Genomic DNA, 25,909 nt, shown 5'->3' with positions numbered 1-25,909 from the left:
GCGCAGATGATGCCCGGACAATTCCACCCCATGTCCTAACCCTGATTGATCGACAGGTAGACATCCCCTGTGGTGTTTCTTCCCCGCGACCTGACCATACACAGTCTGCAAACTATCGCACGTATGCGCATCAGTAAGACACACCGCCGCCGTCTGGCTTTTAATCGCCGCAGCTACACAATGTCCTCTGTAAAGGCATTGATTTGGTCAAACATACTCTGCACAGACACTAGAGCAGACGATAACCCGGCAAATGAGCAGTGATTCAAATGATTTAAATCGGCATTATCAACAATGGTGATGAGTTTTTCGCAGTGTTTACGGATCTCATCGGGATGGGAATACATAATCAGTCACTTTCTTGCGAATGTTTATTTCTTAGTGTTGGGGCGAGACCATATCAATAAGCTCATTGCAGGCCTGTTCATGGGTTTTTGGGTCTTTCCCCGTAAACGAGGCAAAGTAAGCGTATTTTCCATGTTCGTAGGCCAGAGTGCAGTCATAGCGGTTAAGCGATGTTCCTTCTGCAGCGAACTCGATATGACCCATGTAGTAGGTTCTGCCACCCCGTGTCATTGTTGACCGACGATCAATATCTTTCCGGTCTAAATACTCCTGCAACGTATCAATCCGACCGAAGAAAAACTGCAATCGTCCACGATCTCGATCCCAATAACAGTTAAATTTCTCCTCACCTCCATACCTGTTTTCTAGATCTTTTTGTGGATCGAATCCTATTGTCCTCATCGCCGGCACATTCACCTGATTACAAATCTCCAACCAGTCAGCCGTCTGCTTCAACCCCCACTTTTTAGTAAGAGCATAGTAATCCCGGTATTCCTGCACAGTATCGAAATTCTTAATATTCGGATTTTCCCCACAGACTTCCCAGACAACACAGAATGACTCTCACACCCCGATACACCCACTAGCAGACCACACATAACTGCGGCTGTCACCAGTCTTTTTCCCATAGAAACAGAGCCCATCACACCACTAACCTTCTTCTCGATTTCTCTTCACCAAAATAATTACCGCGCACAGTAAACCACACTCCCTACTTCCGTGGGAGAGCTACTTTTGTGGGGAGACCATATCAATGAGCTCATTGCAGGCTTGTTCATGGGTTTTTGGTTCTTTACCGGTGATAGCGGCTTCGTAGGCCACTCCATGACGTTCAAAATTCAGTGCACAGCTATACCTATTAAGAGGAGTCCCCTCAGCTATAAATTCAATATCCCCCATGTCATAGGTCTCTCCATAACGATTAACCTGACCGCTAGGTTTAAAACCATGCCGTGTATTTGCCGTTTGTAAAGATGTTTCAGTACTGAAGAAAAACTGAACTGTTTCATGAGTAGTAAACCAGCTACAAGTAAACTTGAACTGACCACCCCTCCTGTTCTGCAAATCCTTCTGCGGATCAACCCCCACCTTCCGCAACACCGGCACATTCACCTGATTACAGATCTCCAGCCACTCAGATGTCTGCTTCACACCCCACTTCTCATATATTTTGAGGTTACGATTAAAATCTTCGGATCCCTTCACATCCCCCATCGTCTGATCTGGAGGAACTCCTTTATCGTGGTTGGCATAAATTCGATCCGGATCTCTCCGCCCCGCATTAGCCGATGCAGACACAGACGATTTATCAACCGGCTGACCAGACCCAGACAGCACAGAATGACTCTCACACCCCGATACGCCTACTAACAGACCACACATAACTGCAGCTGTTACCAGTCTTTTCCCCACAGTCGCAGACGTCATCACACTGCTAACCTTTCACCCGAAATACAAGACAGATACATCTCTAAAAATTTAGTGAGCACAGTAAACCACACTCCCCACTCCCATGGGAGCCCTACTTTTGCGGGGGCACTATTCAATAGGTCCACTTAATGAACTCACTGCAGCCTTATTGATTGTTTTTGGTCGTTAGTGAAAGCTGGTATTTTCGTGCCCTCCTTTCTAAAGCCCTGTAGTCTGAAATACATGAGCGACAAGAATGACACCCCCACTGGCGGCTCCAACACCAACGATCCACAGGGCAATGGCGACAATAACGACCCCATGGATTTTCTTCGCCGGTTACTGGGAGGCGATGCGTCCAACACGGGGGGCACATCGAATGGCTTTAACCTGAATGATCTGGGGAATTTTAGCTTTGGTTTCGGTCCTGCTTCCGGTACGGACGATAACGCTGATGGCGACTCCTCGGAGGAAGACGGCAAGAGCGGTCGCGATGGCGGATTTATGTTCATGATGCAGCAAATGGGGGACTTTATTTCCGGTATTAGTGGTTCTTTTGGCAAAGAGCAGGGTGCCACTATTAACACCACCGCTGCCCGCACTGCTGCGCTGCGCGAGCTTGGGGCGGATCCCACCATAAGTGATGGTCAGCGGCGAGCTGTGGATGATGCTGTCCGTTTAGCAGATCTGTGGCTCAATGAAGTAACAACTCTTCCCACTGGTGTTTCCTCCACGGAAACGTGGGTTCCCCGCACGTGGGTGGAGAATTCTCTTCCCACCTGGGGGCGGCTTCTCACTCCCGTTATAGAGCGTATGAATACTGCCGGTCTGGAGGGGCTCCCAGGGGAACTCTCAGACCAGATTGGGCAGTTTACTGAAAGTATGGGGGGAATCATGAACATCATGAAGAACCTCACCAGTTACACGTTTGGTACTCAGCTTGGTAGTGCTCTGGCTGCTCTTTCCCAAGAAATTACGTGTTCTTCGGAGATGGGTATTCCGCTGGATACTGCTGGTACGGCTGCGCTTCTGCCCGATACCATTGCACAGTTGTCACGGGATCTAGAACTCCCACAACGTGATGTTTTTGTCTTCTTAGCTGCACGTGAGGCAGCCTATCAACGGTTGTGGGCGCATGTTCCTTGGCTGGCTCCTCGTTTGTTGGGAGCCATTCAAGACCATGCGAACGGTATTGTGGTGGACTACTCCAATATTGAATCGGCAACCCGTGAGTTTGGCCTTGACCCAGAGGTACTCTCCGATCCGGAGAAACTCCAGGATGCTATGAACCAGATGCAGACAATTGAGTTGACTCCGGAAATTCACTACACCCATGAAAAAGCCTTGGAGCGCCTCGAAACAATGCTTGCTCTTGTAGAAGGATGGGTTGATGTTGTTGTAGAAAACGCCATCAAAGACCGCATACCTTCCACTCCGGCGCTGTCTGAAATGTGGCGTCGCAGGAGAGCTACGGCAAGCCAAGCCGAGGAGGCCTTAAAGGCCCAAGCCGGGTTGGAATTGCGCCCCCGAAGAGTGCGCGATGCCGTCACCTTATGGACTCGTATTACGGATGCGTGTGGTGCTGAGAAACGTGATAGTTGCTGGGACCATCCGGATCTTCTTCCCCGCGCAAGTGATCTTGATAACCCAGCTGCCTGTATTGATCGTTTGTTAGATGACACTACTGATTCTTTTGAATCGGATCTTGCGAAGCTCGAGGAGGAGCTTATGGGAGATCACGACGACACAGACACAGGCAATGCAGACTCAGGCGACACAAGCCCAGAAGATGGCGATGACACTGGGAGCACTAACTAGTATTTGTTGCTAGCCTTACCTACACTCGCTGCGGGGTTTCTCATCCGTGTCGAGCGTAGGGCTTTTCGTCTCGTATCGGGATGCTGCATCCAGGTAGCCACGGGCTCGTTCTACCTTGGGGTATGCTGACACAGCCTCCCAGAAGGCATCGGTGTGTCCTCCGGGAACCGTAAGATGGCATAGTTCGTGCACAATAACGTAATCCAGAACATAGCGTGGCATGGTGGCAAGTGCAGGATGTAGCTGAATAGTGCGCGTGCGATAGTGGCAGCTACCCCAACGAGTAGCCACGTCACGGCTCCACTCCACTACGGCAGGGCGTGCTTTTCCCTGGCAGTAACGGTGGTCTAACTTACTTACATAGTGACCCAATTCCGTTGTATTCATTGTGCGCTGAGCGAGTTTGCGACGATGCTGTTTACGCAGTTTCTCCACTATGCTAGCGACAGCACGCTCCTCCGCCTGTGGGGTGAGGTGAGCTGGCACCATCACGATGATGCGATCATTCTCGATACGTCCACTAATTGTTTTTCGCCGTCTAGCTGAGCGGCGAATTTCTATATCAGTGGGAAATTCTTCCGAAAAAGAATTTTTCACCTGATATTTTTCTCCCCTAACAAGGTGTGAAAATACCTTTTCACCTGGGATATTAATGGGTTTATCACTATCGCTCATATCTTGAATGTACCGGGTAGGAGCCCCAACGGTCGTATAAGGCTGTCAGAATATCGCCATGAGTATTCCCCAAGGACCACAAATCCACCCCTACCTCACCATTGTGCAACGTACTCCACGCACGCTGCAGGTAGGGCTTCTCCCACAAGAGGCAGTCATGGTGGAAGTCCCAGATGAGTATCAGACGGAAGATGTGCAATGGCTTCTTACCCGCTGTGACGGTACCCGCAATCTGCAAGAGCTCATTCACCTCTTTGGTAGAGGACAGCACAAAGTGATGAGCCCGGCGCATGTGGAGCAACTCCTCTCAGAATTGCAGCAACTAGGAGTTGCCCACCCGGGTAATAAGAAAAAACCCTGCCTACCGCGTATTTGTGTACGTGGGCATGGGCAACTATCCACCTATGTGCGCCGCATGTTGTCTATAGAGGACGTGCAGCTTATTGAGGAAAAAGATGTGCGAAAACGTGAATGTACGCTCATGGTTATAGCGGACACTATTGTCCCGGATCCAGTTCTCATACGGCATCTTATGGAGAATAATCAGCCATTCTTACTGTGCTCGCTCGTCGATAATCATGGTGTGGTGGGGCCGCTGGTCGTTCCTAAGGAATTGGATCAATCCGCGCAGCGGCGCCTCGCGGCACATCTTGCACAAGTTCCTCTAACACACGGTATTCCCGCCCATGTCACAGCACAATTAATGCATGATGAGGGGCGGGCATCACACGCAACTATTTCAGCAACGGCAGCCTTTGCTGTATCTCTCATAGTGCAACGAACACAACAGGGGCAGGCAGATCATGTTCTCTCCTACCATCAGCGGATGGTAGTGGCTCCCGATGCGCAAATGATGACGCTGACACAGACAAGCTAGCCACGTTAGACAGCAGAGCCAGTCAATACAAGAGGTTTATATTCCTATGCGAGATTCTCCTGCACAACTCTAAGGACGTCCGCTCCGTATGTTTGTAGTTTGGCCTGGCCAATTCCATGAATTCCGGCAAGATCCTTGCTTGTCTGCGGGCAATAATACGCAATCTCAACAAGTGTGCGGTCAGTGAACACGACAAAAGCCGGTTTCCCTATTTCCTGCGCTGTTGTTTTACGCCACTCCACTAAAGCATCGAATAATTCTTGCTGCCGGTAGGACATACTTTCTAAGGCTTCCCGCTTCCATTGCTTGGACGGGGAACGCTTCATCGCCCCTACTGTTCTCTGGGGACCTCTAGCACTGTGGTTTCCATTTTTTACTTCACGGCTTACTCCACGCCGCTGCCACCCCGTGGGTTTTGGCGGATCGATACTGTCAAGGAAACGGCAGCGTTGACGCTCTTTACCACCAGCTCTCCGAGATGCTCCCCACGTTAACGTAAGGTGGTAGCGTGCCCGTGTAATAGCAACATAGAGGAGGCGTCGCTCTTCTTCTACGGCATCTTCCGATGCGTTGTCATCAAATACGTGCCGGTTGGGAAGAGTACCTTCCACCAGGCCAACAACGTAAACAGTGTCCCACTCTAAGCCTTTAGCTGTATGTATAGAGGCCAAAGTGACACCATGCACAGTGGGCGGCTGATGGGCGTCAGCACGAATACGTAGCTCATGTAGCAGACCATTAAGAGTGAGGGAAGGGGTAACCTCCGTCATATCCTCCACTAAAGACACTAGTGCGGTAAGAGACTGCCACCGCTCACGCGCCTGCTGACCAGTAGGTTCTTCTTGCGTAAGACCTATATCTTTTAAGCTAGCGCGAACAAGAGTAACAAGTTTCGGGCCGATAAGATCATCGGGAAGATCATTGCGGCGGCCTAATAGCTCCAACTGCCGGCACGCGCGTTGAATCTCTGGTCGTTGAAAGAATCCTTCCCCTCCCCGCACTTGGTAGGGAATATGACGTTCTTCAAGCGCCTGCTCAAAAAGTGCAGACTGCGCATTTGTACGGTAGAGAATAGCAATATCCTCCGGTAACTGACCCGCAGAAATATCGGCAGCAATAGCAGCCGCTACTTCTTCTGCCTCCTGAAAATCATTATCGTACCGAACAATACGCGGCTTCTTCCCATGTTGTTGCTGCCCCTGTAACTGCATACTGGGTTGGGACACAGTACCTTTCGCATCCGCAATAACTTTATTCGCGTACGCAACAATCTCCGGTGTAGAGCGGTAATCCCTCACCAAATTGACCACTGTGGCATGCGAGAAACGGCGCCGAAAATCCACAAGAAATTCCGGGGAGGCACCATTAAAAGAATAAATAGTTTGGTTGGGATCCCCCACCACGGTGAGATCATCCCGATCCCCCAACCAGCCGTCCAGAAGACGCTGCTGCAACGGGGTAACGTCCTGGTACTCGTCAACAACAAAACTACGATAGCTGGAACGAAACTCCTCCGCGATACCAGGGAACTCGTCCAACGCTGCACTCATGTAGAGAAGCAGGTCGTTGAAGTCGAGAAGCATCCCATCCCTGCGGCGTTTGAGCTCCTCATAGCGTTCTAAAACATGCGCAACAATGGCAGCATCTGCCGGTGGTTCATGATGCAGCCGTGTTACCCCCTGCTGGTAGCTTTCCGCATCGAGGAGTTCCGACTTTGCCCAGTCGATCTCTCCTAGCAAATCTTTCACAGATTCTTTACTGGAATCAGCACCGCAATGGTCTGCGGCCCGCGTCACCAGCCCAAAACGCTCTCGCGTCACTAAATCCCACGGAACATCCCCCATTATCTGTGGCCAGAAATAACGGAGTTGTTTAAACGCTGCCGCATGGAATGTAGACGCCTGTATAAAATGCCCCCCAAATTGCCCAATACCCATCTGGGTAAGACGTTCACGCATCTCCCCAGCTGCGCGTTTAGTAAATGTAACAGCAAGAATATGGCGCGGATTAACCTGCCCGTCGTCAACCAAACGACCAATACGGTGAGTAATAGTGCGAGTTTTCCCAGTGCCCGCACCGGCAAGAATACAGACGGGGCCACGCGGGGCGAGAACGGCTAATTGCTGTTCCTCATCTAACTGCATGAATCGTTCTCCCTTCCGCTTAACTCTTTCAGTGTAGAGACAAACTGTCACATTTCCGCCGTGTAAAAGCTGGCACCAAATCGAAAAACGTGGTTTTCTATACACATGAGTACTGTTGAAGCCCCCGAGGCCCCTAAAAATCCTGAAGATATTACCGTATACTCAGCCAGCTGGTGCCCTCACTGCCAGCGTCTGAAGAAACTGCTTGGCGAACTTAACATTCCTTTTACCAACGTTGATGTTGACGAATACGAGGACATTGAAGCTGTCGAAAAGTTCGTAGAGAGCGTTAACGACGGCAACCGCATTATCCCCACCGTCCTCTTCTACGATGGCACCACCATGACGAACCCCGGTGCCTCCAAGGTCCGTAACAAGATCAAGGAACTCAAGGAAGCAAACGCATAGCGCGAAGCACCGTTTTCTTCTCCACAGTTTCTTAACCCCATTGATAACTGTGAAACAGTAACCGTTGAGGCCCTTCCACTCGTGGAGGGGCCTCAATGCATACGCGCACCATTTTGTGTGCATTCTGTGTTGTACACTTTATGCTCCGCACGTGCTCGCACACGCTGGGTACGTACCCTACTTGGTGGAAAAATTGATGTCCTTCGACACAATACTTGGCTGGCTCATACGCACGTACAGCAGTCGATCCCCCACCTCGAGCTTCTCCACACCCTCATCATTAACGCGATAAAGTTTGCCGTGGCGCACAACACCCAAAACAAGATCCTGTAGATGCCGAGGCGAACCACCAATCTCTGACGGTTTCACACGCCGCTCAGAAACAGAGAATCCTTCCTCCGGGGAAAGCAGATCCTCCGTCAACGTCACGACCGATGGGGTGACAGTAGCCAACCCCAGCAAACGCCCAGTAGTTTCCGCAGATACCACCACTGAGTCAGCACCAGATTGCTCAATAAGATGAGCATTCTCAGATTCCCGAATAGAAGCAACAATAGTGGCCCGAGGATTCAGTTCACGCGCGGACAGCGTCACCAAGACGGCAGTATCATCCTGGTTTGTAGCAACAATAATGGACTTTGCGCGCGGTACCCCCGCGAGTTTCAAAACATCTGCTTTAGCCCCTGACCCATGTACCGTGACGAGGCCTTTGAGGGCTGCGAGGTCAAGCGCATCCTGATCCGTATCCACCACCACAATGTCATTAGGTGGAACATCATCAGCCAACATGGCGGCAACAGCGGAACGACCTTTCGTTCCATACCCAACAACAACAGTATGGTTATGCAACGCGGACCTCCAACGCTGAATTCGAAAAGCCTGACGGGAACGTTCCGTAAGAGCCTGCAGTGTCGTACCAATCAACACGATAAGGAAGAAAAGACGAAGCGGGGTAATAAGAACAACATTCGCCAAACGCGCTGATTGGGTAACAGGCGTAATGTCCCCATAGCCGGTTGTCGTAAGAGTGACGGTAGCGTAGTAGATACAATCCACCAGCGTCATACCGTTTTCTGGGTCATTACCATCCTGGTAACCCGACCGCTCCGCATACGTAATAATGACGGCAAGAACGAGCGCACCAAAAGCCCACAGTAGACGCACAAAGATCTGCTTCCACGGGCTAGTTTCTAGGAGCGGTACGCGAACAATACCGACTAGGGCATAATCGGGGCGATTATCAAGACGAGACTCCGGCGAGATAAGACTCCGCAGTTTTTTCCCGATACGACGATTCTTCGCCACCACTCCTCCTCCCTTACCGCGATAAAACCAGTACTACCGTATGAGGCCTATGACTGAACTTTAGCCGTTGTCGAGAAGTGATTCTACTGTTTTTCCATATCTGTTGAAGCAGTTAACCCGGTGATGAGCTTCTCCAATTCGGCAGCATCTGCTAATTCATCAAGCCAGAGAGTGTCATCGTGGGCAACATAGTAGAAGGCTGCCCGAATATTTTCCAGTGGTAATGGAGGCTGTCCTTTTTCAGCCCGTTGCACGTTGATAATGCGTTGGAAGGCAATGCGATAGACCGCTAATTGGAGAGCTTTCGTCATGCGGTCTTTCTCATTCGTGGGAACCTTGCCCGTTTTCCAATCCACAACAGTGTAGTGGTCATCATCATCCTGGAAAACGGCATCAATGCGGCCATTAATGACCACACTTCCTAACGACACATCGAAGGGTAACTCCACCATGGTGGTTGTTCGCTGCCCCCAGCATGAATTCGTGAAATTATCTTTCAAGTGGGTAAGCGTGGCAGGTTCGGGAATATCGTCTGACACATCCATAAGATCATCAAGATCTATGAGGGTTCCCAAATCCCCAGCGAGGTGACGCTCCACCCACATATGAAAATCCGTACCGCGTCGCGCATATCGATTGGGTTTGAAGGGAATGGGACGACGAAGCCTCCGCGCAAAATCCTCTGGATCTTCCTGCAGGGACACTATTTGGCTGGCAGTAAGACGTGTCGGTAGAGCAACTGTGCGTGCGGCTGTGTCTTCTCCTGCCTGCATACGTTGAAATTCGGCAAGGAGGGCGTCAGTATCCCGCACAAGGTCACGCTCAGCAACTGTAACAGCCTTAGAAGTACTATCGTCCGCGTGGGACACATCAGTATCCGCTTGCTGTACAGCTTCTACAAGAGCAGTGTGAACCTCTCGAATATGGAGATTATCGGCCAGGTAGTCTACTGGCCATACTGCGTCCGCGTTTTTATCTGCAAGAGGATGGTAGGCAGGGTCAGGATCTGCTGTCCAGTAGGGATGGATAGTAATCTTATCCCCTTTTTCAGTAGTAACAGTGCACGGTGCAACCTCACTGCTACTGTCAGTTTCTGACTGGTTAGCCTGTGCTTGATTAACCTCTGCTAAAAGCGGGAAAGTATCTGCGGGAATGCCATGGTCGATGGCTCTGCCTTCTGCCCACTTATAGGCGTAGCTGAGGTAGTCAGAAGGTGCATGAAAACTTTTATCGTGGAAAGACCAGCCGTAGCCAGTAAGCAGTAAGGAACGCTCAGTGCGGGTAACACCCACATACATAAGGCGTAGTTTTTCCTCGAGCTCCATGCCTTTAAGCCCGTTAATATGCTCTTTGAGAGACCCCATGAAGTCTTTACGAGATTCGCAATTATCGGAATCGAAGATAGGCATACCAGCCAGCACTTCCCCATTCGAAAGTGAAATTTCGCTGTCTCCACGCAAATTAGCTGGTAATTCTGAGGCAGTTTTTACCCAATTGCTGCGCCCGCGCGTCGGTGGGAATTCTCCCGTGGATAGGTTAGGTATGGCGACGCATTCCCACTCCAATCCTTTTGCCCCAAATATGGTGATGATCTGTACACAATTGCGTCGCACCGTAACAGTACCTGGGGTGAGTCCATTATCGTTTTCAGCGGCTTGTGCAAGATAGGAGAGGAGAGCATTCAGGCTGGGGTTTGCTCCACGGCAGAAGGAGGCGACGGCATCGGCGAAAGCATCAAGATGATGACGTCCAGTGAAATGTCCAGCGCCAGGATCGAGGCGTGCCTCAGCCTCCACGTCAACACCAATGGTGCGTTCTACTTCGGCGATAAGTTCGGGAAGAGGCTGCCCCAGGCGTTTCCGCAAATATCGCACATCGGCACGGAGTTGGCGAAGCCGCGCAAAGCCTGCCTGAGAATAGTTTTCTGCAGGGCCGGGATCATCAATAGCATCAGCAAGCCCCACTTGGACGGCACTATCCTGTGGTAGCACCTCGTTGAGCATATCGATGAGGTCATCAACATTAGTAAGTTCAGTGTCTTCTGTGGTGGATACCTCACCACGCAACTCCCGAGCACGTTGCCATAAAGCGCGTATATCGCTAGCACCAAGGTTGATACGCGCACCAGTAAGAATACGCAGTGCAGCCGCCCCATCTAATGGATCTGCGATAATGCGGAGCATAGCCCACACATCCTGTACTTCGGGAATGGAAAGCAGCCCGCCAATATTAACAATTTCGGCAGGGACTCCAGCCGCTTCGAGTGCTTCTGCCATGGGGAGGGAATCCCTATTGCGGGTGACGAGTACTGCGCTCGTGGGCGGTAGCGTTCCCTGTTCTTTCGCCGTATCGAATTGAGTGCGGAAATACTGGGCAATCCAGGTGTATTCGTCTTCTGCACTACCGAAGTAGCGGCAGTGGATATCTGCTTGGGCGGCACTAGGTGCAGGGTGGAGATCCGGGACGTCAACAGCAGCACGGGTAGCTGAGCTGAGATGGCGGGTGTAGACGCTGGCCAAATCCAAAATTTCGCCAGGGTTGCGCCAACTCGTCAGCAAGTATTTAACAGGTGCGGAAGCTCCACCTTCAGCGGGAAAATCTGTGCGGAAATGGGCAAGGTTAGTAGCGGAGGCACCGCGCCATCCGTAGATGGATTGCATGGGGTCGCCAACTGCGGTCACGCTGAGGGTAGGGTCTTGTCCTTCACCGAAAAGTGAGCGAAGGAAAATACGCTGTGCATATCCCGTATCTTGGTATTCATCGAGGAGAACAACGCGGTAGTGGGCGCGCTCACTTTCCCCTACCTGCGGATGTGCGCATGCCAGTCCAGCGGCATAGGCCATCTGCTGCCCAAAATCGAGATACCCCATGTCGCGCATTCGCGCATCGAATTGGTCGATGAGGTCAAGCAGCTGGTCCCGGTAGTGGCAGACATTGAGGAAGTCTTGCATCTCTTTCGTGAATTCAGAGCGGGCACGGGGAGCTTTCGGCAGCCCTATCAATTCCTCACAAAGACGCTGATTTTCTTCCCTCACAGTGGAAGAGTCCACCATGTGGTTAGACATTTCGGCACGTAATGAGAGAAGGTCACTGACGACGCTAGTGGAGGCGCGTTCCACAGCGAAAACTTCCGACCATTGGGCAACAAGATGTGTGGCTTCTTCGGATAGTTCTGCCGCATCCACAATGGTGGCGGTCGTTTCTACAGGTAGGAGCAGACCGTAACTGCGGAGGATCGTTCCCGCGTAGGAGTCGTAGGTGGATGTGTCTACGTCGCTTGTGTAAATAGCTTGGCGGATACGCTGTGCGTCCGGACCATCAAAATCGGGATTGTCGGCAAGACGTTGAAGACGCTGCCGAATGCGTTGCCCAAGCTGCTGGGCGGCTTTACGGGTAAATGTGAGGCCAAGGACGTGATCAGGCGTGACATAGCCGTTAGCAACCAGCCATACTACTCGAGCGGCCATTGTTTCAGTTTTTCCTGCGCCTGCACCAGCCACAACAAGGAGGGGCCCCGGCGAGGAGGAGATAACGGCGGCTTGCTCTGGTGTGGGTGAAAATTTTTGGCCAAGGAGATGGGCAATGTCTGCAGGGGTGTAACGCATCCTAGGCCTTTCTCGCAAGAATGGAATGGGAGTAGAGGGGGCAGGATTCCTGCACCACGCACTGTGTACAGTGGTCATTTCGGCACGCATGGAAAGTTGGACCACTGGTGGCACTGGCGGCGGTTTGTAGAGCTAGTCGCCAGCGTTTTCGCTCGTCCGCATCGAGTGCTTGTTGATCGCGTTCACCCAGGCTGCCACTACGTGGTCGTAGGTAGACAAGTTTGGCCTTCACCACTGGTGTGGTGTCTTTATCGCTTCCAGAAAGGGCAAGTTGGTAGAGAGCCAGCTGAGCATTGTCTTGGGTATCTTTTTTAGAGGGAACAGTTTTACCGGTTTTGAAGTCGACAATAACGTACTGTCCCGCATCTGTGCGTTCTAACCTGTCAATACGACCCTTGACTCGCACGGGAACAGTCGTCGCATCAACACTGGCAATATCTTCTGTAGTAATGCCAAAGTCGGCAAGGTCATCCACAGTAAAAATATGGTCCACACCAACTTCTAGACCAGCAGTAGCAAAAGTAGCGGATTCTTTCGCATCCCATACCGCGTAATTGGTGATGGCGTCTACCGCACGCTGTTTTTCCTGTTCCGCCAGCCAAATAGAGTCAATACCGAGAGCAGGCCAGGCAGCCTCCAGAGCAGTACTGATATTGGCATCATCAAGACCACTCGCAGATGCTTGAGCCAAGGAATGAATGAGAGTACCGAATTGTGCAGCATGCCCGGAATTGGTATCACCACCATTGCGGCTGAGGAACCAGCGGAGTGGACATTCTTGCAAAGTTTCAAAAGCGGAGGGACTCAACGTCACTACCTGGTCGACTACCTGGTCGGTTGGCGACGCGGTTGATGCCGCGGTTAGTGCCGCCAATTCTGTAGTATCTGGCTTTTCCCATAGCGGTTCTGTTGAGGAGATTCCGTCAACGCCCCACCAGTGGAGGGTTCCTGGGACACCTGCGCGTGCCATCCGAACGAGTTGCTGGAATGCCTGTTGCTGGTAGTGTGGCCATTCTTCCGCTGGAATATCGGGGAATGGAGCTGTCGCGCACACGATGGAGCGAAGTCGCGCCACCATGCTCGGAAGAGAGAGAACATGAGGGGTTGTCGTGGTGACGGCTGGCAGGTTCGAGTCTTCTGTAGCACGCTGTTCAGCTGGCACAATAGCGCCAGCGGTGTCTTCTAGAAAGCGGCTGGGGGCAAGTTTATCGGCTCTGTCTCCGGACACAGCGGTAAGAACGAGTCGGCGGCGAGCACGCGATAGGGCTACGTAGAAGAGACGGCGTTCGTCGGCAAGTTGTGGTGCGTGTTGGGAGACAATGGCGCGTGGTTCCACTCCGGCGATGTAATCAAGGAGATTATTGAGGCGCAGTAATGAGCCACGTACAGCAAGCGATGGCCATTCCTCTTCTTGAATGCCCACAACAACAACTGTGTCCCATTCTCGTCCTGCAGCAGACGTGGCAGAAATAATGGTGACGGCATCTGTGGTGTGCAGAGTCCGGATACGGGGCAGAGAGGGTAATTCTTGTTCCCGGATATAGCGGACAAAGTTAGCGACGGTAGCGGTGGGGACACGGTCAATGTAGTCGGAGACAGCGTCAAAGAGTGCCATCATGGCGTCCAGGTTACGGTCTGCTTGGGCGCCTGCTACTCCCCCGCGGAGGCTGGCAACTCGCCAACTATCAGCAAGGCCGGTGGCATTCCAGGCTGACCACAGTACTTCTTCTACGGTCCCATGGTGGCGCATAGTGTGCCATGCTGCATCTACAACATGGTGGACGTGCCGAAGTGGTTGTGCTTCATAGTCGGTAAGAAGTTCCTCAATTTTTGTGAGGGGAATATCGTGAGGATGCTCCGCATAGTACTGTTCTTGAGCTGATGGGGAGAGTAAAAGAGTGAGGAGCGTACTGGATTCGCGTCGCCCACCGAGGGAGACTTCCGCCCGGCGTAGACCACGGCGGAGGCTGCGGACGTCGGCAGGGTCGGCGCGGCCGACGACACCGGTGAGGAGTTTTTCAGCTATATCGGGGGTGCATGTTCCTGAGATAGCTTCGAGGACAGCGAGGATGCCGTCTACTGCATATTGTTCGGTGAGGGGTAGGTCTGCTGTATTGATGTGGAGGGGGACGCCGGCGGCGAGGAGAGCACGGCGAAGTACTGGAAGGTGTGGCCCTACGGTGCGGCAGATAATGGCCATGTCGCCCCATCGCACATTTTCTAGGAGGTGGGCGCGACGTAATACGTCTGCTGCTATGGCGGCTTCTGCGGAGATACTGTCGGCAAGACGAATGGTGGGGTGTGGGGCGTGTGCGCCGCTTCGAGCGGCTGTTAGTTCACGTTGTTGTTGACTATTGTCGGGGAGTCTTTTTCCTGTTGTACGTACTACTTCCGCATTGTGGGGTGTGAGGCGATAGCTGGAGCTCAACACAATACGATGTGGGCTGCCGAGAAATGCCAGGTTGTGAAGGTAGCTGGGGTCTGCGCCGCGGAAGCGGAAAACGTTTTGATCGGGATCGCCTGCTACAACGGTAAGGTGCGCCCCTTTCCGGATAGTTTCTACCAATTCCGCCATTTGCGGGTCGAGGTGTTGGGCGTCGTCAACAAGGAGGAGGCGGACTCGTTGTTGTTCTGCGGCCAGAATATCTGGATGTGTGGCTAACCCTTCTAGCATTGTTTGGACAAGTTCGGCGGCGTCTAATGGTGGGCTTACTTCTTCCCCGTGTGAGTTTCCTACGTTGGCGCGGAGGGACTGAACTCGCTCAAATTCGATGGCGAAGTGGCCTGCTGCTACCCATGCGGGCTCTTCCTGGTCTTCGCCAAGCGCAATAAGTTCTTCACCGTTGAGGCCATGTTTGGCAGCTTGCGAAATGAAATCTCGCAGTTCGCGAGCAAATCCTACAGTGGTAAGAGCGGGACGGATCCACTCGGGCCAGAGGTTGTTTTTATCTTCGGCGATGGTTGCCAACATTTCCCGGTAGATAACATCTTTTTCGGCACCGGTTAGTAATTTCGGGGCGGGTACGCCATCGGCTGCGGCAATGCGTGCCAGCACACTGTAGGCGTAACTGTGCACAGTACGGACAAGGGGAGTTTGGGAGGAAAGGCCTTCGCTACCAACAAGGTGCATGGCTATCTTCTCGGATAGTTCTGCTGCGGCACGCTTCGATTGGGTGAGGAAGAGGACGTTATCTGAACTGTGGTGTGGTTGCTTGCAGTAGGCGCAGGCGAGGTCAATAAGGAGGGATGTTTTACCTGTTCCTGGCCCACCTAATATTTGGAATGGTTCAGGATCGACGATGGGGGCGCCTGTTTCGTCAAAAAGTAGGCTGGCGGTACCTGTCCACTGTCGCTGCGAATGGGCTTCCGCTATGGGACGGACAAGTGTGACATGAAGTGACTCATCACGTGAAGTATCACGTGAAGTATCGCGCGAGGCATCGCTGTGAGATTCGTAGGAGCTAGTGGGTTCCGTCATGTCCCTATTTGACCATACCCTTGTAACATTTATGGCTCGGGTATCTGTGAGATTGTTGGTTCAGTAGATTTCTCGCAGGGTTTTGTCACTGGTAGAAGCGGTGCGCTGGCTAACGTGTCATAGTGTGCTTGCGTCACAATATCGGCAATGATGACGCCAGTGTGCAGCAATTTAGTGTAGGTACTTGCGGCTGAGTGCCGGTGAACAAGGTGTATTCCCAAGCGGAAGAGGTAGGCGCGGAGAAGCTGTTGAGGCCATTCTGGGAGATGCTGCCACCGCTGTGGTAGGTCCGCATCTGCGCCTGCCCATGTTAGTGCGTCCACTACTATTATTCCCGCGGCCCAGGCGGGGTTGTGCCAGTAGGGAACAATATCGGGGATGAGGGGGGCTTCTGCCGCGGCAAAGAGTGTGCCGAAGAGCATGTCTCCGTGCACAATTTGGGCGGGTGCGTGAACGTCTTCCCGCAGATCCATGAAGTGTTGGTAGAGTTCTATACCCGCGGCTATATCATGACGAAAACTGCCAGTGCTGCCAGTTCCGTGGGGTAAATGGTCGCGGAGTAAGGCGAGTCCGGCGGGGTGGAAGGCAGCTCGATCCGCCATGCTGAAGTAGTCGGTTTCGCTCCAGGGGGTGGAGGGTCCTCCTACTAGGAAGCGGGGGCGGTCGTGGCTAGCGAGGGCGTCGTGTAGTCGCAGTGAGGTAGCAACTACTTCATCGGGGCGATTTTGTAGTACTCCGGCTCCATAGCGATCGGCACGCCAGTCCCCCACAATGGTTCGCCCATCGGTTGCTCGGAAGGGTCGCGCAATGCGGATTCCGGAGGGATCCAAGGTGTCCCGTATTCGCGCGGACCATGTTGCACGGGCCCTGTCAACGACGGGGGTGAGCACTATGGAATCGGCAAGAATACCTCTTCCCCAGCCGCGTGGGGCAGGGCTCAAGTGTGGGTCACGTAGTCCAAACGCGTTGAGAACATTCGGGGAGGGCTGCAGCATAGTCACGTCCTTATCCTACGTGTCATTACCTATATGTCTTTGGATATGCGGGATGGGGTTACTATCGTGTTTCGCTAGTGTGCGGTGACTGGGTGGTGGTGTCGGAATGCAGAGTTACCTCGTGTATGCGCATCTCCATGGCGTTGTAGTAGAGAACTCGTCCCAGTAGATTATTTCCCTCACCTAGTAGCAGTTTCACTACTTCGGTGGCCATTAAACCGCCGATTGTGCAGCAGAGTGCACCCATAATGCCGGCGCCTGGTTCACGGGAGGGAGCCTCCGGGGAGGGTTCTTGAGGGTAGAGGTCCCGTAGGGTGACGGCGCGTTGCGGGTCTGGACATTGTGCCCAGAAGCTGGCGACTTGGCCTTGCCAGTGGAAAACGGATCCCATCACTTCGGGAATGCCTAGCGCGGTGGCGAGATCGTTAACGAGGTAGCGGCTGGCGAAATTGTCGGTGGCGTCGACAATGAGATCCCATTGGCTGCCGAATTGTGTCCTATAAGTATCTATATCGGCAGGGTGTAACCGTAGGGGGAATTTTTTGACGATAAGGTCTGGGTTAATTCCTTGCATGCGCTCGGCGGCAGTATCAACTTTGCGTTTTCCGACTGCGGCGGTGGAATGGATAACTTGGCGTTGCAGATTGGAGGAATCTACTACGTCATCATCGACAATACCGATGGTGCCTACCCCCGCTGCTGCTAGGTAGAGCAGCACGGGGGATCCTAAGCCGCCGGCGCCAATAACGAGAACACGAGTGGCGGACAGTCTGCGCTGGCCGTCTTCCCCTACACCGGGTAGGTTGAGATGCCGCGCATAACGATCTTTTTGTGCGGCGTTAAGCGGTTCTCCTAATGGTGCTAGTGGGTGGAGAGGAAGACGGAGTGGGGTGCGAGTGGTTGGTGTAGCGCGTGTTGTCATACCACCAGCATAAAGAGATCTCTATGGGAGTGAAGGAGCACCTAGTGAGTTTCGGAGAGTGGTAGCTCTGGTAGTTGGGAGGCTGCGACGTTTTCTGGATTGGGCCAGGGGTTGGGTCGACACGTGTTTTCTATGGCGAAATCGGTTGTGGTAGAGAGGTTTGGTTCAAGTACTGCAATATCGTGGTTCCGCAGTGTGATTGTTTGCTGCATCATGATGGGGGCGGGACTACCAGAAGCTGTACATACTTCATGCCCGAATCCCAATGCGTGCCCCAATTCGTGGTTAATAAGGTAATAGCGGTAGCCAGCAACGTCATGGGGGTATGTTGCTACACCGCGGACAAACCGAGCAAGGTTAATGACCACTCGACGGGTTTGAGGAGACCAGCAGCTTGTCTCTACTGGCAATGTGTATCCGCACAGTTTACGGGTTGTGAGCGGGGTGGCGAGGGTGAAGTGGATAGTGTTCTTGTACAGCTCTGCGCCAACTCCAGTGGTTTCTTTTTTCAATACCTGTAGACCGGCTTTATCGAAGTGATGGAAGCTGCGTTTACCTCCACTTGTCCATCCGCGTGGGTCTCCCAGTGCGGAATGCACCCACCAGGTAAAAACGTCATTGCCGCCATAGCTACTGGCATTAATACCGTCTTCTACGTCGATGGTGTAGGGAATAGCATCGGATCCAAGAGTCGCTGCTGAGACCGCATCACCAATTGAGTTCGGGTTCCCTAGCCCAGGGGTAGCGTTCATGCTGGATTCTAGGTTGGGTTTGGTGTGGAGGGGTTGCACGGTGAAAGTACCGGTGCCTTGCTCCGTATAGGGTTTCCCGGCTGGTAGTGCGGCTTCGTCAACAATGGGTTTCAGGGCTGGATCAGAAAGATGGATAGACGATGATGTGCTAGTGCTAGAGGCTTCATTGTGGGTGGCTGGTGAGGATGGTTTTACGGCCTTCACTATCCCCACGATGATGATCACAATGGCGAGGAGAGCGAGCAGTGTTCCTCCCACGAGCCACAGTCCGCTACGGTGCGCATGTTGTGCAGCCGATGAGTGTGCAGCAGATGGATCGGAAGCGTTATGCGAACCGTCGGAGTGTTTACGAGACATAAGGTCCATCCTCTAAATTCAAATTGAATTCACTTTCCGTTATGTATCTCTCGGTAAAGTCGGAGTATTGGGAACACCCCGCCCATATGCCGTATCTGTACATCGCTGACCACCAGTCAGCAGGGAGGTCACTGTGAGTGCCACATCTACTAGTCGAGTGTCGCGAGAAGAACGGCGTGAGGCAATTCTCAATGCGGCGCGTCGCCATTTTGTCTCCACCGGATATCACGGAACTGGCATGGATGATGTTGCTAATACTCTCGGCCTCAGCAAGCCCATTGTGTACCAATATTTTTCTTCCAAACACGATCTTTATCTAGCGGTACTGGAAAAGGCTGGCAAAAACCTACAAGACACTATTAGCACCGCACTGAATCAATCAGGTTCTAATCGCACCATTGTGCGCGCATCAGTACGAGCCTTCTTTGATTTCGTTGACGATGATATGCAGTACTACCGGCTACTTTTCGACTCGGACATGCTGGACGATATAGAAGCAGCTGAACACGTAGAACAAGTAATGTCTACTGTTGTCACCTACATTGCACACCATATTTCCCATGCAACAACTCTTGACCCGGCACGCGCTCAGCTACTAGCCAGCTCTGTGGTAGGAGCCAGTACATCAGCGGCAAAAACGTGGGTAAAAACAGCACGGCACGAACTGGACATTGATACAGCGGCCGATCTTATTGCGGGTGCCCTATGGAGTGGTTTACAAGCATTCCCGGCACGGCACACACCCCATAGGTAACCACGTAAAAAAAGATGGAGAAAAGGCTCAGTAGGGCTAGCTAGTTAATGAAGCCGACTTTGTGGTTTTCCTCTGCGGATACTTCCACTGCAGCAATTTTGGCGCCAGAAATAACGTACTGATTCTTTTTCACGTCAGTGAAATCCACTACTCCCGACTGGGTAGCTAGAGTTTCTTTTACCTGCGCTACTAGTGCTGCGCCGTCATCAACCTGAGCGGAAATCTGGACTGGAGTATCCTGCAAAGTAATTTTGATAGTGACGGCCATTGTTCCTCCTTGTACAGTGCAGAGCGGAGTAGACGATAATAACGCTCGCGGGGTTCTCGTCTGCCAGTTTACGCAAGGCTTTCCAGGTCTGCACTTCTCTATTTGATAGGCTTAGGGTGAGTACTTGGCGGTCTGTGTAGATCACTGTATAGACCACTCTGTTTACTCATTAGGAAATGTGCGCGGCCTTATGTTCTTATAGACATTCTCTATAAGCCAGCAGCCGAGACAGTTCCCGGTACATACCTTGTTACACACGTCATTATGCTTGATATAAATACACCGTAATGGACAAATATCGGGTACTGGTACTGCGTGGAACGTCTCCTCTTCTCTCTGGACGCGCGTGTCGATAATATTCGCGGAAAGCGAGGAATTCTCATGGCTCATACTCCCACTTCTTCAGACTCCCCTGCTGATAACTCCGAATCCACTATGGACGTCCACACCACTGTGCTCGATGATGGCGCCACCAGTACCGCTAACTCCCCCACCTTCGCCGCGCTTGGTGTTCATTCCGCTATTGTGGAAGCCCTCTCAGAGAAGGGAATTGAACACACTTTCGCCATTCAAGAACTCACTTTGCCACTAGCTCTAGCCGGCCAGGACCTCATTGGGCAGGCACGCACCGGCATGGGGAAAACGTATGGTTTCGGCGTTCCCCTCCTACACCGCATTGCCACAGATAAAGACCATCCGTTGGATGGCACTCCTCGGGCACTTGTCATTGTTCCTACCCGCGAATTGTGTGTGCAGGTAGAAGAAGACTTATCCCATGCTGCACACAAACTGTTTGTTCCCGAATTAGATGATGCTGGTAATCCGACGGGGAAAGAGCGCCCTCTTTCTGTGCTAGCGATATATGGCGGCACTCCTTACGAGTCTCAAGTTAACGCCTTGCAGAAGGGTGTTGATCTTGTTGTGGGGACACCGGGCCGACTGCTGGATCTGGCTCAGCAGAATCACCTTATCCTCGGCAAGATCACTGTTCTAGTCTTGGACGAAGCAGACGAAATGCTCGACTTGGGTTTCCTGCCAGATATGGAAAAGATTCTGGGAATGGTTCCCGAGGACCGTCAAACAATGCTGTTCTCCGCTACTATGCCGGGGCCCATCATTCAACTGTCACGTTCTTTCCTCCACCAGCCCACGCATATTCGGGCAGAATCCGCTAATGCATCCGCAACCCACGAAAACACTACACAGTATGTGTATCGTGCCCATGCCCTTAACAAGACGGAAATGGTGGCGCGCATTCTGCAGGCGAAGGGTCGCGGGAAGACGATGATCTTTACGCGCACGAAGCGTACCGCACAAAAACTTGCGGAAGAATTAGCGGAACGTGGTTTCCATGTAGCCACTGTACATGGAGATTTAGGACAGATTGCTCGCGAGAAAGCACTGGATGCGTTCCGTGACGGCACCGTCGATGTACTAGTAGCTACAGATGTCGCTGCCCGCGGTATTGACGTTGATGACGTGACGCATGTTATCAACTACCAATGCCCTGAAGATGATAAAACCTATGTTCACCGTATTGGTCGTACGGGGCGCGCCGGGCATTCCGGTGTCGCCGTCACCCTGGTGGACTGGGACGATATCCCCCGCTGGATGCTCATCGATAAAGCCCTCGACTTAGGTAAGGGCGAGCCGGCAGAGACCTATCACACCTCCGCTCATCTGTATACGGATCTCGATATTGACCCTGACGTAACAGGTGAAGTGGGCCCGGCGCAGGAACTTATCGGGGCGCCGCGCCGGCGTGGCCGTTCTCATTCTGGACATGCTGGACGCTCTGGACAGGGCAACCGACGTGGTGGAGGCAATAACCATCGCCGCGACCGCGGTAACAGGAAGAGCGGTGACACTACTGAACGCCGGGAGATACGTGGACGCGCTCGTCAGCGTACTACCGAAAAGAATGGTGACGCACCAGAACAGCAGAGCCAGGGAACGCGTCGCCGTCGGCGGCGTCGTACTCGCCATTCTTCTTCCCAGAATTCCGCTACTGACTAGGAGGCTTCGTGGCCTTCCACACGTCACAGTCACAGCGTCGTCCTCATACTGTGAGAGTTCCCGCAGAGCGGCACCGTCCTGGAGATATGGTGGCGGTAGCTGTCATAACAGTGCTTGTGATAGTGGCGGCTGTGGTTGTCTGGGTGACAGGTGACCGTGCCCATACAACGCTTAAACATGGTGCTCACCCCACCATGGGAGCGCCCATTACGCGTGAACCGACAGGCCTTAAGGTACTGTGGGAGGCCTCTTCACCACTAACGCGGGGGAGCCTCACTCGGGGTCCGTTAACTGCTGGACCGGTGATTGTGACTGGTAGCCACGACACGGTTGTTGGGCGTAGCCCAGCAACCGGCGAAATGGTGTGGGAATACCACCGCAATAGGAGTCTCTGCGGTCTTGAGTCTGCGTGGGGCGAGGCAATTAGTGTGTGGCAGTTTTCCGGTGGGTGTGGTGATGTCATGCTTCTCCGCGGCAGTAATGGCCACCATGGGCCTTCCCGTAGCGGTTTTTCTCCTGCCCATCCGCGTATTGTCACTGGCGGCCAGCATGTTTTATCCATTGGTCCACATACCGTTGAATCCTGGCGCAGCGATATGGTGAGAACACTTCTCGTCGGCCCCAGTGAAACACCTTTGGAACCGGAACAGAAAAAACAGCCACACTGTTCCATAGCAGACGCTGTTGAAAATAATGATTCCATTGGCGTGTTGCAGCGCTGCCCAGGAGATACGTCCCTGCGTTTCACTTTTTTCCGAGCTGTACCCGAGGAAGACACCACCCCAGAAACAGAGGGAACGTGGTTAACTGACGCCCATCATGGGGCCGTTATTGAGGTAACGGGATCGCAGGCTCTTCTGTATTTGGAGGAACCTGCGCCGCATTTCGTCATTCTCCGCCATGAGCAGGGGGAGGATGAGGAGGATTCTCCCGTTCTTGTGCATGTAGCGAAAACTATGGAGAGTAGTTTTGGGCAAGCATCTTTGCTGGGAGTACCCATTGTGCGGACAGATAAGTCCCTGTTCTGGAGTGATGGAGAGAATCTTTATTCATTTGATGCGGAAACTCTTGCGCTGAAATGGAGTACCGCACACATTACAGGCACCCCGGCAGTTCTTTCTGACATGGTGGGATCACTCCATTGGCTTGTAGCCCCTGTTCGTGGGGGACTCGCACTCCTTGACGGAAACACCGGGGAGAAAGCTCGATTCTTACCCGTTCCAGGACCGTCTATTAACAAAGTGATAGTTGTGGGTGGAACGATTGTGGCGCAGCAAGGAGATAAAGTTTTAGGTCTTGCACCCGCATAGCCTGACTGTATAGGTTTAGTGCCGCAGCACTGTATAGGTCTAGTGCCGCAGTATTGTTGCATTGTGTTATCAAATTATCGATGCTGGTAAAAATCTTCGTGTTTACTATTCGGACACATAAGCGCATTGTAAATATCATATGCGCTCATTTTTAATTTATTCTTATATATTGCATTTACCTGCATATTCATAGAACCCCAGGTAAAAAGGCATTTCTTAGTAGTGATGTATATCTCTTACAAAAATTATTTGTTACTTGTGTCACATTAATAAAAAATCTCTTGACATTCATCTTAATCGTGACAGGATTTAACGAGTGTGCAGGAGAACTTAACCTGTTCTTACCCCCAATTTTCCCAGCCTACACATGCTGGTATCTCCCCCAAACTAGACACTTTCACCATTTTGTGACTTCAGTAAGGAGCATTGACCATGGATTGGCGACACGAAGCACTCTGCCGCGACGAAGACCCCGAACTTTTCTTCCCTGTAGGAAACTCCGGTCCCGCCCTTGCCCAGATTGCCTCTGCAAAACTGGTGTGCAATCGCTGCCCTGTCACCAATCAGTGCCTTGCTTGGGCCATTGGATCTGGCCAGGATGCCGGAGTCTGGGGCGGCATGAGCGAAGAAGAACGACGCGCCCTCAAGCGTCGCAAGGCTCGTCTCCGTACCCGCAGCGCTGTCTAACAAACTATCCCTCTTAACGTGTCTTCTGCCCCCTCTGCCAATGAAGACAGTCCTTATCTAATTGCGTGGAACCGTCTGGTAGTGCAAGAATAATCTGCGTTCCACTTTGTACTGAGACTTCGACGACCTCGTGGTTCGTTTCGGAGCATGGTGCACACCACACGAACCAAGGAGGCAACTATGGGAAAGCGTGGACGTAAAAAGCGTGCCCGTAAAGGTAGCAGGGCCAATCATGGAAAGCGGCCAAACGCTTAAATAACGTAAGTAACTGCATAAACGGCTCGCATTACCTGCCTTTCCGTCTATACAGAACTTACAGAAACACCACATATACATGCGGGACGTTTTCAGAGAAACTTCTGAAAACGTCCCGCATTGTCTTTACTTACTAGCATCCTGATTATTCTGCTGATCGTCGTCCTGTTTATCAGTACGTTCACTATAGTCAGCAGCACAAGAAGCCTGGGATTCGTGCGACCACTGATGAACATGCTCGCAAAGTCTCTCCCGCACACTATCGGGAGCATGCTCTTCACACGCAGTGTGTAGCTTCCGCCGAAGCTTCCCCTCCATCTCTATAAGTTCAGTACCACAGGGGCACTCAGAGAGTTCTTGCCTTACTCTTTGAGCTTTGTCATCATCAGTAAGCTCATGTAAAAGTCGGTGGACATCATAAACAACCACTGAGCAATCCAGTGAGTCATACTTTTTTAGATTGGGATCGAGTATGGCGTAGGCGCGATGAACCGGGCATGATCGCTGAGTAGGGTTGCCCGAGCAATGGCACCCATCTGTAGTACAGCACTGGTCAGTATCACTGCTATCGGCTAGTAGATTACGTCCTTGGAGACTCACAGTTTCCCTCCTCTCAACCAATACCCGCAGCTTGAGCCACTTCACGAAGAGACTCACGTAATTGTTTTCGACCGCGATGCAATCGCGACATAACAGTCCCAATAGGAGTATCCATAATCTCGGAGATCTCCTTATATGGCAGTCCTTCTACATCCGCGTAATAGACCACCATCCGCCTATCTTCCGGCAGATCATTAAGAGCCTCTTTAATGGACTCGTTAGGAATGTTGTCTAATGCCTCTACCTCTGCAGAGCGGAGACCCGTAGCATGATGATTTGCTACCTCTGCGACCTGCGCATCCGTCATATCTTCAGTAGTCGATTGGTAGGGCTGACGCTGCTTCTTCCGATACGCATTAATGTACGTATTCGTCATAATGCGGTAGAGCCATGCTTTCAGATTCGTCCCCTCACGGTAGGAGGAGAAGGCAGAGAATGCTTTGGCATAGGTTTCTTGAAGGAGATCCTCAGCGTCAACAGAATTACGCGTCATTCGCATAGCTGCGCCATATAACTGGTCCAAAAGAGGTAACGCATCACGTTCGAAACGCAGGGCTAACTCAGCCTCCGTTTGATCGGAGCGAACTGGGGCAGATGCTGTATTGACGGGATTAACCTTTACTAACGAAGTGCGACGCGCAACACGACACACAACACGACGAACAGAAGAAACAATACTCTCTAAGTTTAGCGACTGAGAGTAGATCTTCGCGAAGAGAATAGCCTCACGGTTTCTCCCACCATTCCCCACCAGACCGTTAGACGCACTTACCGCAGATACAGTTACCGGTGCTGACATTGCTGGTGCAGTTGGCACTACTGACATAGTTGACATAGTTGACACTGTCACCTCCTTCTACCCCGAGCAACACTCCCTCAATACGTGATATTCCACGCATTACTACAAGTTGCTGAGAGCGTAGAAGTA

At 52.2% G+C, this 25,909-nt stretch carries 21 protein-coding genes; 7 read left to right on the top strand and 14 right to left on the bottom strand.

The annotated features are described in order from the left end of the window. Window positions 1-173: 173 nt before the first annotated feature. The 3 genes from DI579_RS03645 to DI579_RS03635 all read right to left on the bottom strand — a co-directional run bounded on the left by DI579_RS03645 (window position 174) and on the right by DI579_RS03635 (window position 1,773). Window positions 174-347, bottom strand: a complete 174-nt coding sequence (locus DI579_RS03645) for a hypothetical protein (protein ID WP_303678709.1) — start codon at window positions 345-347, stop codon at window positions 174-176. Between the two features lie 31 nt (window positions 348-378). Next, window positions 379-846, bottom strand: a complete 468-nt coding sequence (locus DI579_RS03640) for a hypothetical protein (RefSeq protein ID WP_303678708.1) — start codon at window positions 844-846, stop codon at window positions 379-381. Between the two features lie 228 nt (window positions 847-1,074). Then, the gene (locus DI579_RS03635) at window positions 1,075-1,773 is read right to left on the bottom strand and encodes a hypothetical protein (protein ID WP_303678707.1); all 699 of its coding nucleotides are present in this window, start codon (window positions 1,771-1,773) and stop codon (window positions 1,075-1,077) included. A 225-nt stretch (window positions 1,774-1,998) separates the two neighbouring features. On the opposite strand from DI579_RS03635, the gene DI579_RS03630 reads away from it, so the two are divergent. Beyond that, window positions 1,999-3,573: a zinc-dependent metalloprotease gene (locus DI579_RS03630; protein WP_290599396.1), complete on the top strand. Its 1,575-nt coding sequence runs from the start codon at window positions 1,999-2,001 to the stop codon at window positions 3,571-3,573. A 15-nt stretch (window positions 3,574-3,588) separates the two neighbouring features. Here the strand turns inward: DI579_RS03630 and DI579_RS03625 are convergent, their stop codons facing one another. Next, window positions 3,589-4,248 carry a M48 family metallopeptidase gene (locus tag DI579_RS03625; protein WP_290599394.1) on the bottom strand — a complete coding sequence of 220 codons (660 nt, stop codon included), beginning with the start codon at window positions 4,246-4,248 and terminating at the stop codon, window positions 3,589-3,591. Between the two features lie 58 nt (window positions 4,249-4,306). On the opposite strand from DI579_RS03625, the gene DI579_RS03620 reads away from it, so the two are divergent. Further along, entirely contained in the window at window positions 4,307-5,125 is an 819-nt protein-coding gene (locus tag DI579_RS03620) for a hypothetical protein (protein WP_303678706.1), read from the top strand. 44 nt (window positions 5,126-5,169) lie between these two features. Here DI579_RS03620 and DI579_RS03615 read toward each other — a convergent pair whose 3' ends face one another. Beyond that, the gene (locus DI579_RS03615; protein ID WP_290598886.1) at window positions 5,170-7,269 is read right to left on the bottom strand and encodes an ATP-dependent helicase; all 2,100 of its coding nucleotides are present in this window, start codon (window positions 7,267-7,269) and stop codon (window positions 5,170-5,172) included. A gap of 105 nt (window positions 7,270-7,374) precedes the next feature. On the opposite strand from DI579_RS03615, the gene DI579_RS03610 reads away from it, so the two are divergent. Further along, entirely contained in the window at window positions 7,375-7,677 is a 303-nt protein-coding gene (locus DI579_RS03610) for a glutaredoxin domain-containing protein (protein ID WP_290598888.1), read from the top strand. Window positions 7,678-7,854: 177 nt separating this feature from the next. On the opposite strand, the gene DI579_RS03605 is transcribed toward DI579_RS03610, so the two are convergent. The 6 genes from DI579_RS03605 to DI579_RS03580 form a co-directional block, all read right to left on the bottom strand. Continuing rightward, complete coding sequence (locus DI579_RS03605) at window positions 7,855-8,964, bottom strand: TrkA family potassium uptake protein (protein WP_303678713.1); 1,110 nt, start codon at window positions 8,962-8,964, stop codon at window positions 7,855-7,857. A gap of 101 nt (window positions 8,965-9,065) precedes the next feature. After that, complete coding sequence (locus DI579_RS03600; protein WP_303678705.1) at window positions 9,066-12,587, bottom strand: ATP-dependent DNA helicase; 3,522 nt, start codon at window positions 12,585-12,587, stop codon at window positions 9,066-9,068. A gap of 1 nt (window position 12,588) precedes the next feature. Further along, window positions 12,589-16,065, bottom strand: a complete 3,477-nt coding sequence (locus DI579_RS03595; protein WP_290598894.1) for an ATP-dependent DNA helicase — start codon at window positions 16,063-16,065, stop codon at window positions 12,589-12,591. A gap of 29 nt (window positions 16,066-16,094) precedes the next feature. Further along, window positions 16,095-17,060 (bottom strand): TIGR02569 family protein, encoded by a 966-nt coding sequence (locus DI579_RS03590; RefSeq protein WP_303678712.1) that lies wholly within the window; start codon window positions 17,058-17,060, stop codon window positions 16,095-16,097. A gap of 61 nt (window positions 17,061-17,121) precedes the next feature. Further along, window positions 17,122-17,982, bottom strand: a complete 861-nt coding sequence (locus tag DI579_RS03585; RefSeq protein ID WP_290598896.1) for a HesA/MoeB/ThiF family protein — start codon at window positions 17,980-17,982, stop codon at window positions 17,122-17,124. A 41-nt stretch (window positions 17,983-18,023) separates the two neighbouring features. Further along, complete coding sequence (locus tag DI579_RS03580; RefSeq protein WP_290598897.1) at window positions 18,024-19,091, bottom strand: DUF3152 domain-containing protein; 1,068 nt, start codon at window positions 19,089-19,091, stop codon at window positions 18,024-18,026. Between the two features lie 133 nt (window positions 19,092-19,224). On the opposite strand from DI579_RS03580, the gene DI579_RS03575 reads away from it, so the two are divergent. Beyond that, window positions 19,225-19,845 (top strand): TetR/AcrR family transcriptional regulator, encoded by a 621-nt coding sequence (locus tag DI579_RS03575; protein WP_290598898.1) that lies wholly within the window; start codon window positions 19,225-19,227, stop codon window positions 19,843-19,845. A 40-nt stretch (window positions 19,846-19,885) separates the two neighbouring features. Here the strand turns inward: DI579_RS03575 and DI579_RS03570 are convergent, their stop codons facing one another. Continuing rightward, window positions 19,886-20,113, bottom strand: coding sequence for a DUF3107 family protein (locus DI579_RS03570; protein WP_290598900.1), 228 nt, complete (start codon window positions 20,111-20,113; stop codon window positions 19,886-19,888). Window positions 20,114-20,548: 435 nt separating this feature from the next. Here DI579_RS03570 and DI579_RS03565 point away from each other — a divergent pair, with 435 nt between their 5' ends. The 3 genes from DI579_RS03565 (at window position 20,549) to DI579_RS03555 (ending at window position 24,126) form a co-directional block, all read left to right on the top strand. Then, window positions 20,549-22,129, top strand: coding sequence for a DEAD/DEAH box helicase (locus DI579_RS03565; RefSeq protein ID WP_290599003.1), 1,581 nt, complete (start codon window positions 20,549-20,551; stop codon window positions 22,127-22,129). A gap of 8 nt (window positions 22,130-22,137) precedes the next feature. Next, a complete protein-coding gene (locus DI579_RS03560) occupies window positions 22,138-23,439 on the top strand; it encodes a hypothetical protein (protein WP_290598901.1) in 1,302 nt (433 codons plus the stop codon). Window positions 23,440-23,871: 432 nt separating this feature from the next. Then, entirely contained in the window at window positions 23,872-24,126 is a 255-nt protein-coding gene (locus DI579_RS03555) for a WhiB family transcriptional regulator (RefSeq protein WP_290598903.1), read from the top strand. Between the two features lie 381 nt (window positions 24,127-24,507). On the opposite strand, the gene DI579_RS03550 is transcribed toward DI579_RS03555, so the two are convergent. Together DI579_RS03550 and DI579_RS03545 are read right to left on the bottom strand one after the other, a co-directional pair. Beyond that, the gene (locus DI579_RS03550) at window positions 24,508-24,981 is read right to left on the bottom strand and encodes a hypothetical protein (protein ID WP_290598904.1); all 474 of its coding nucleotides are present in this window, start codon (window positions 24,979-24,981) and stop codon (window positions 24,508-24,510) included. Window positions 24,982-24,994: 13 nt separating this feature from the next. Further along, window positions 24,995-25,825, bottom strand: coding sequence for a sigma-70 family RNA polymerase sigma factor (locus DI579_RS03545; RefSeq protein ID WP_290598906.1), 831 nt, complete (start codon window positions 25,823-25,825; stop codon window positions 24,995-24,997). Window positions 25,826-25,909: the final 84 nt, after the last annotated feature.

It is taken from the genome of Lawsonella clevelandensis (genome assembly GCF_003241315.1).
Lineage (GTDB): Bacteria > Actinomycetota > Actinomycetes > Mycobacteriales > Mycobacteriaceae > Lawsonella > Lawsonella clevelandensis_A.
The sequence above is the reverse complement of the archived record's forward strand: the minus strand, read 5'-3'. Positions and strand labels throughout refer to the sequence as shown.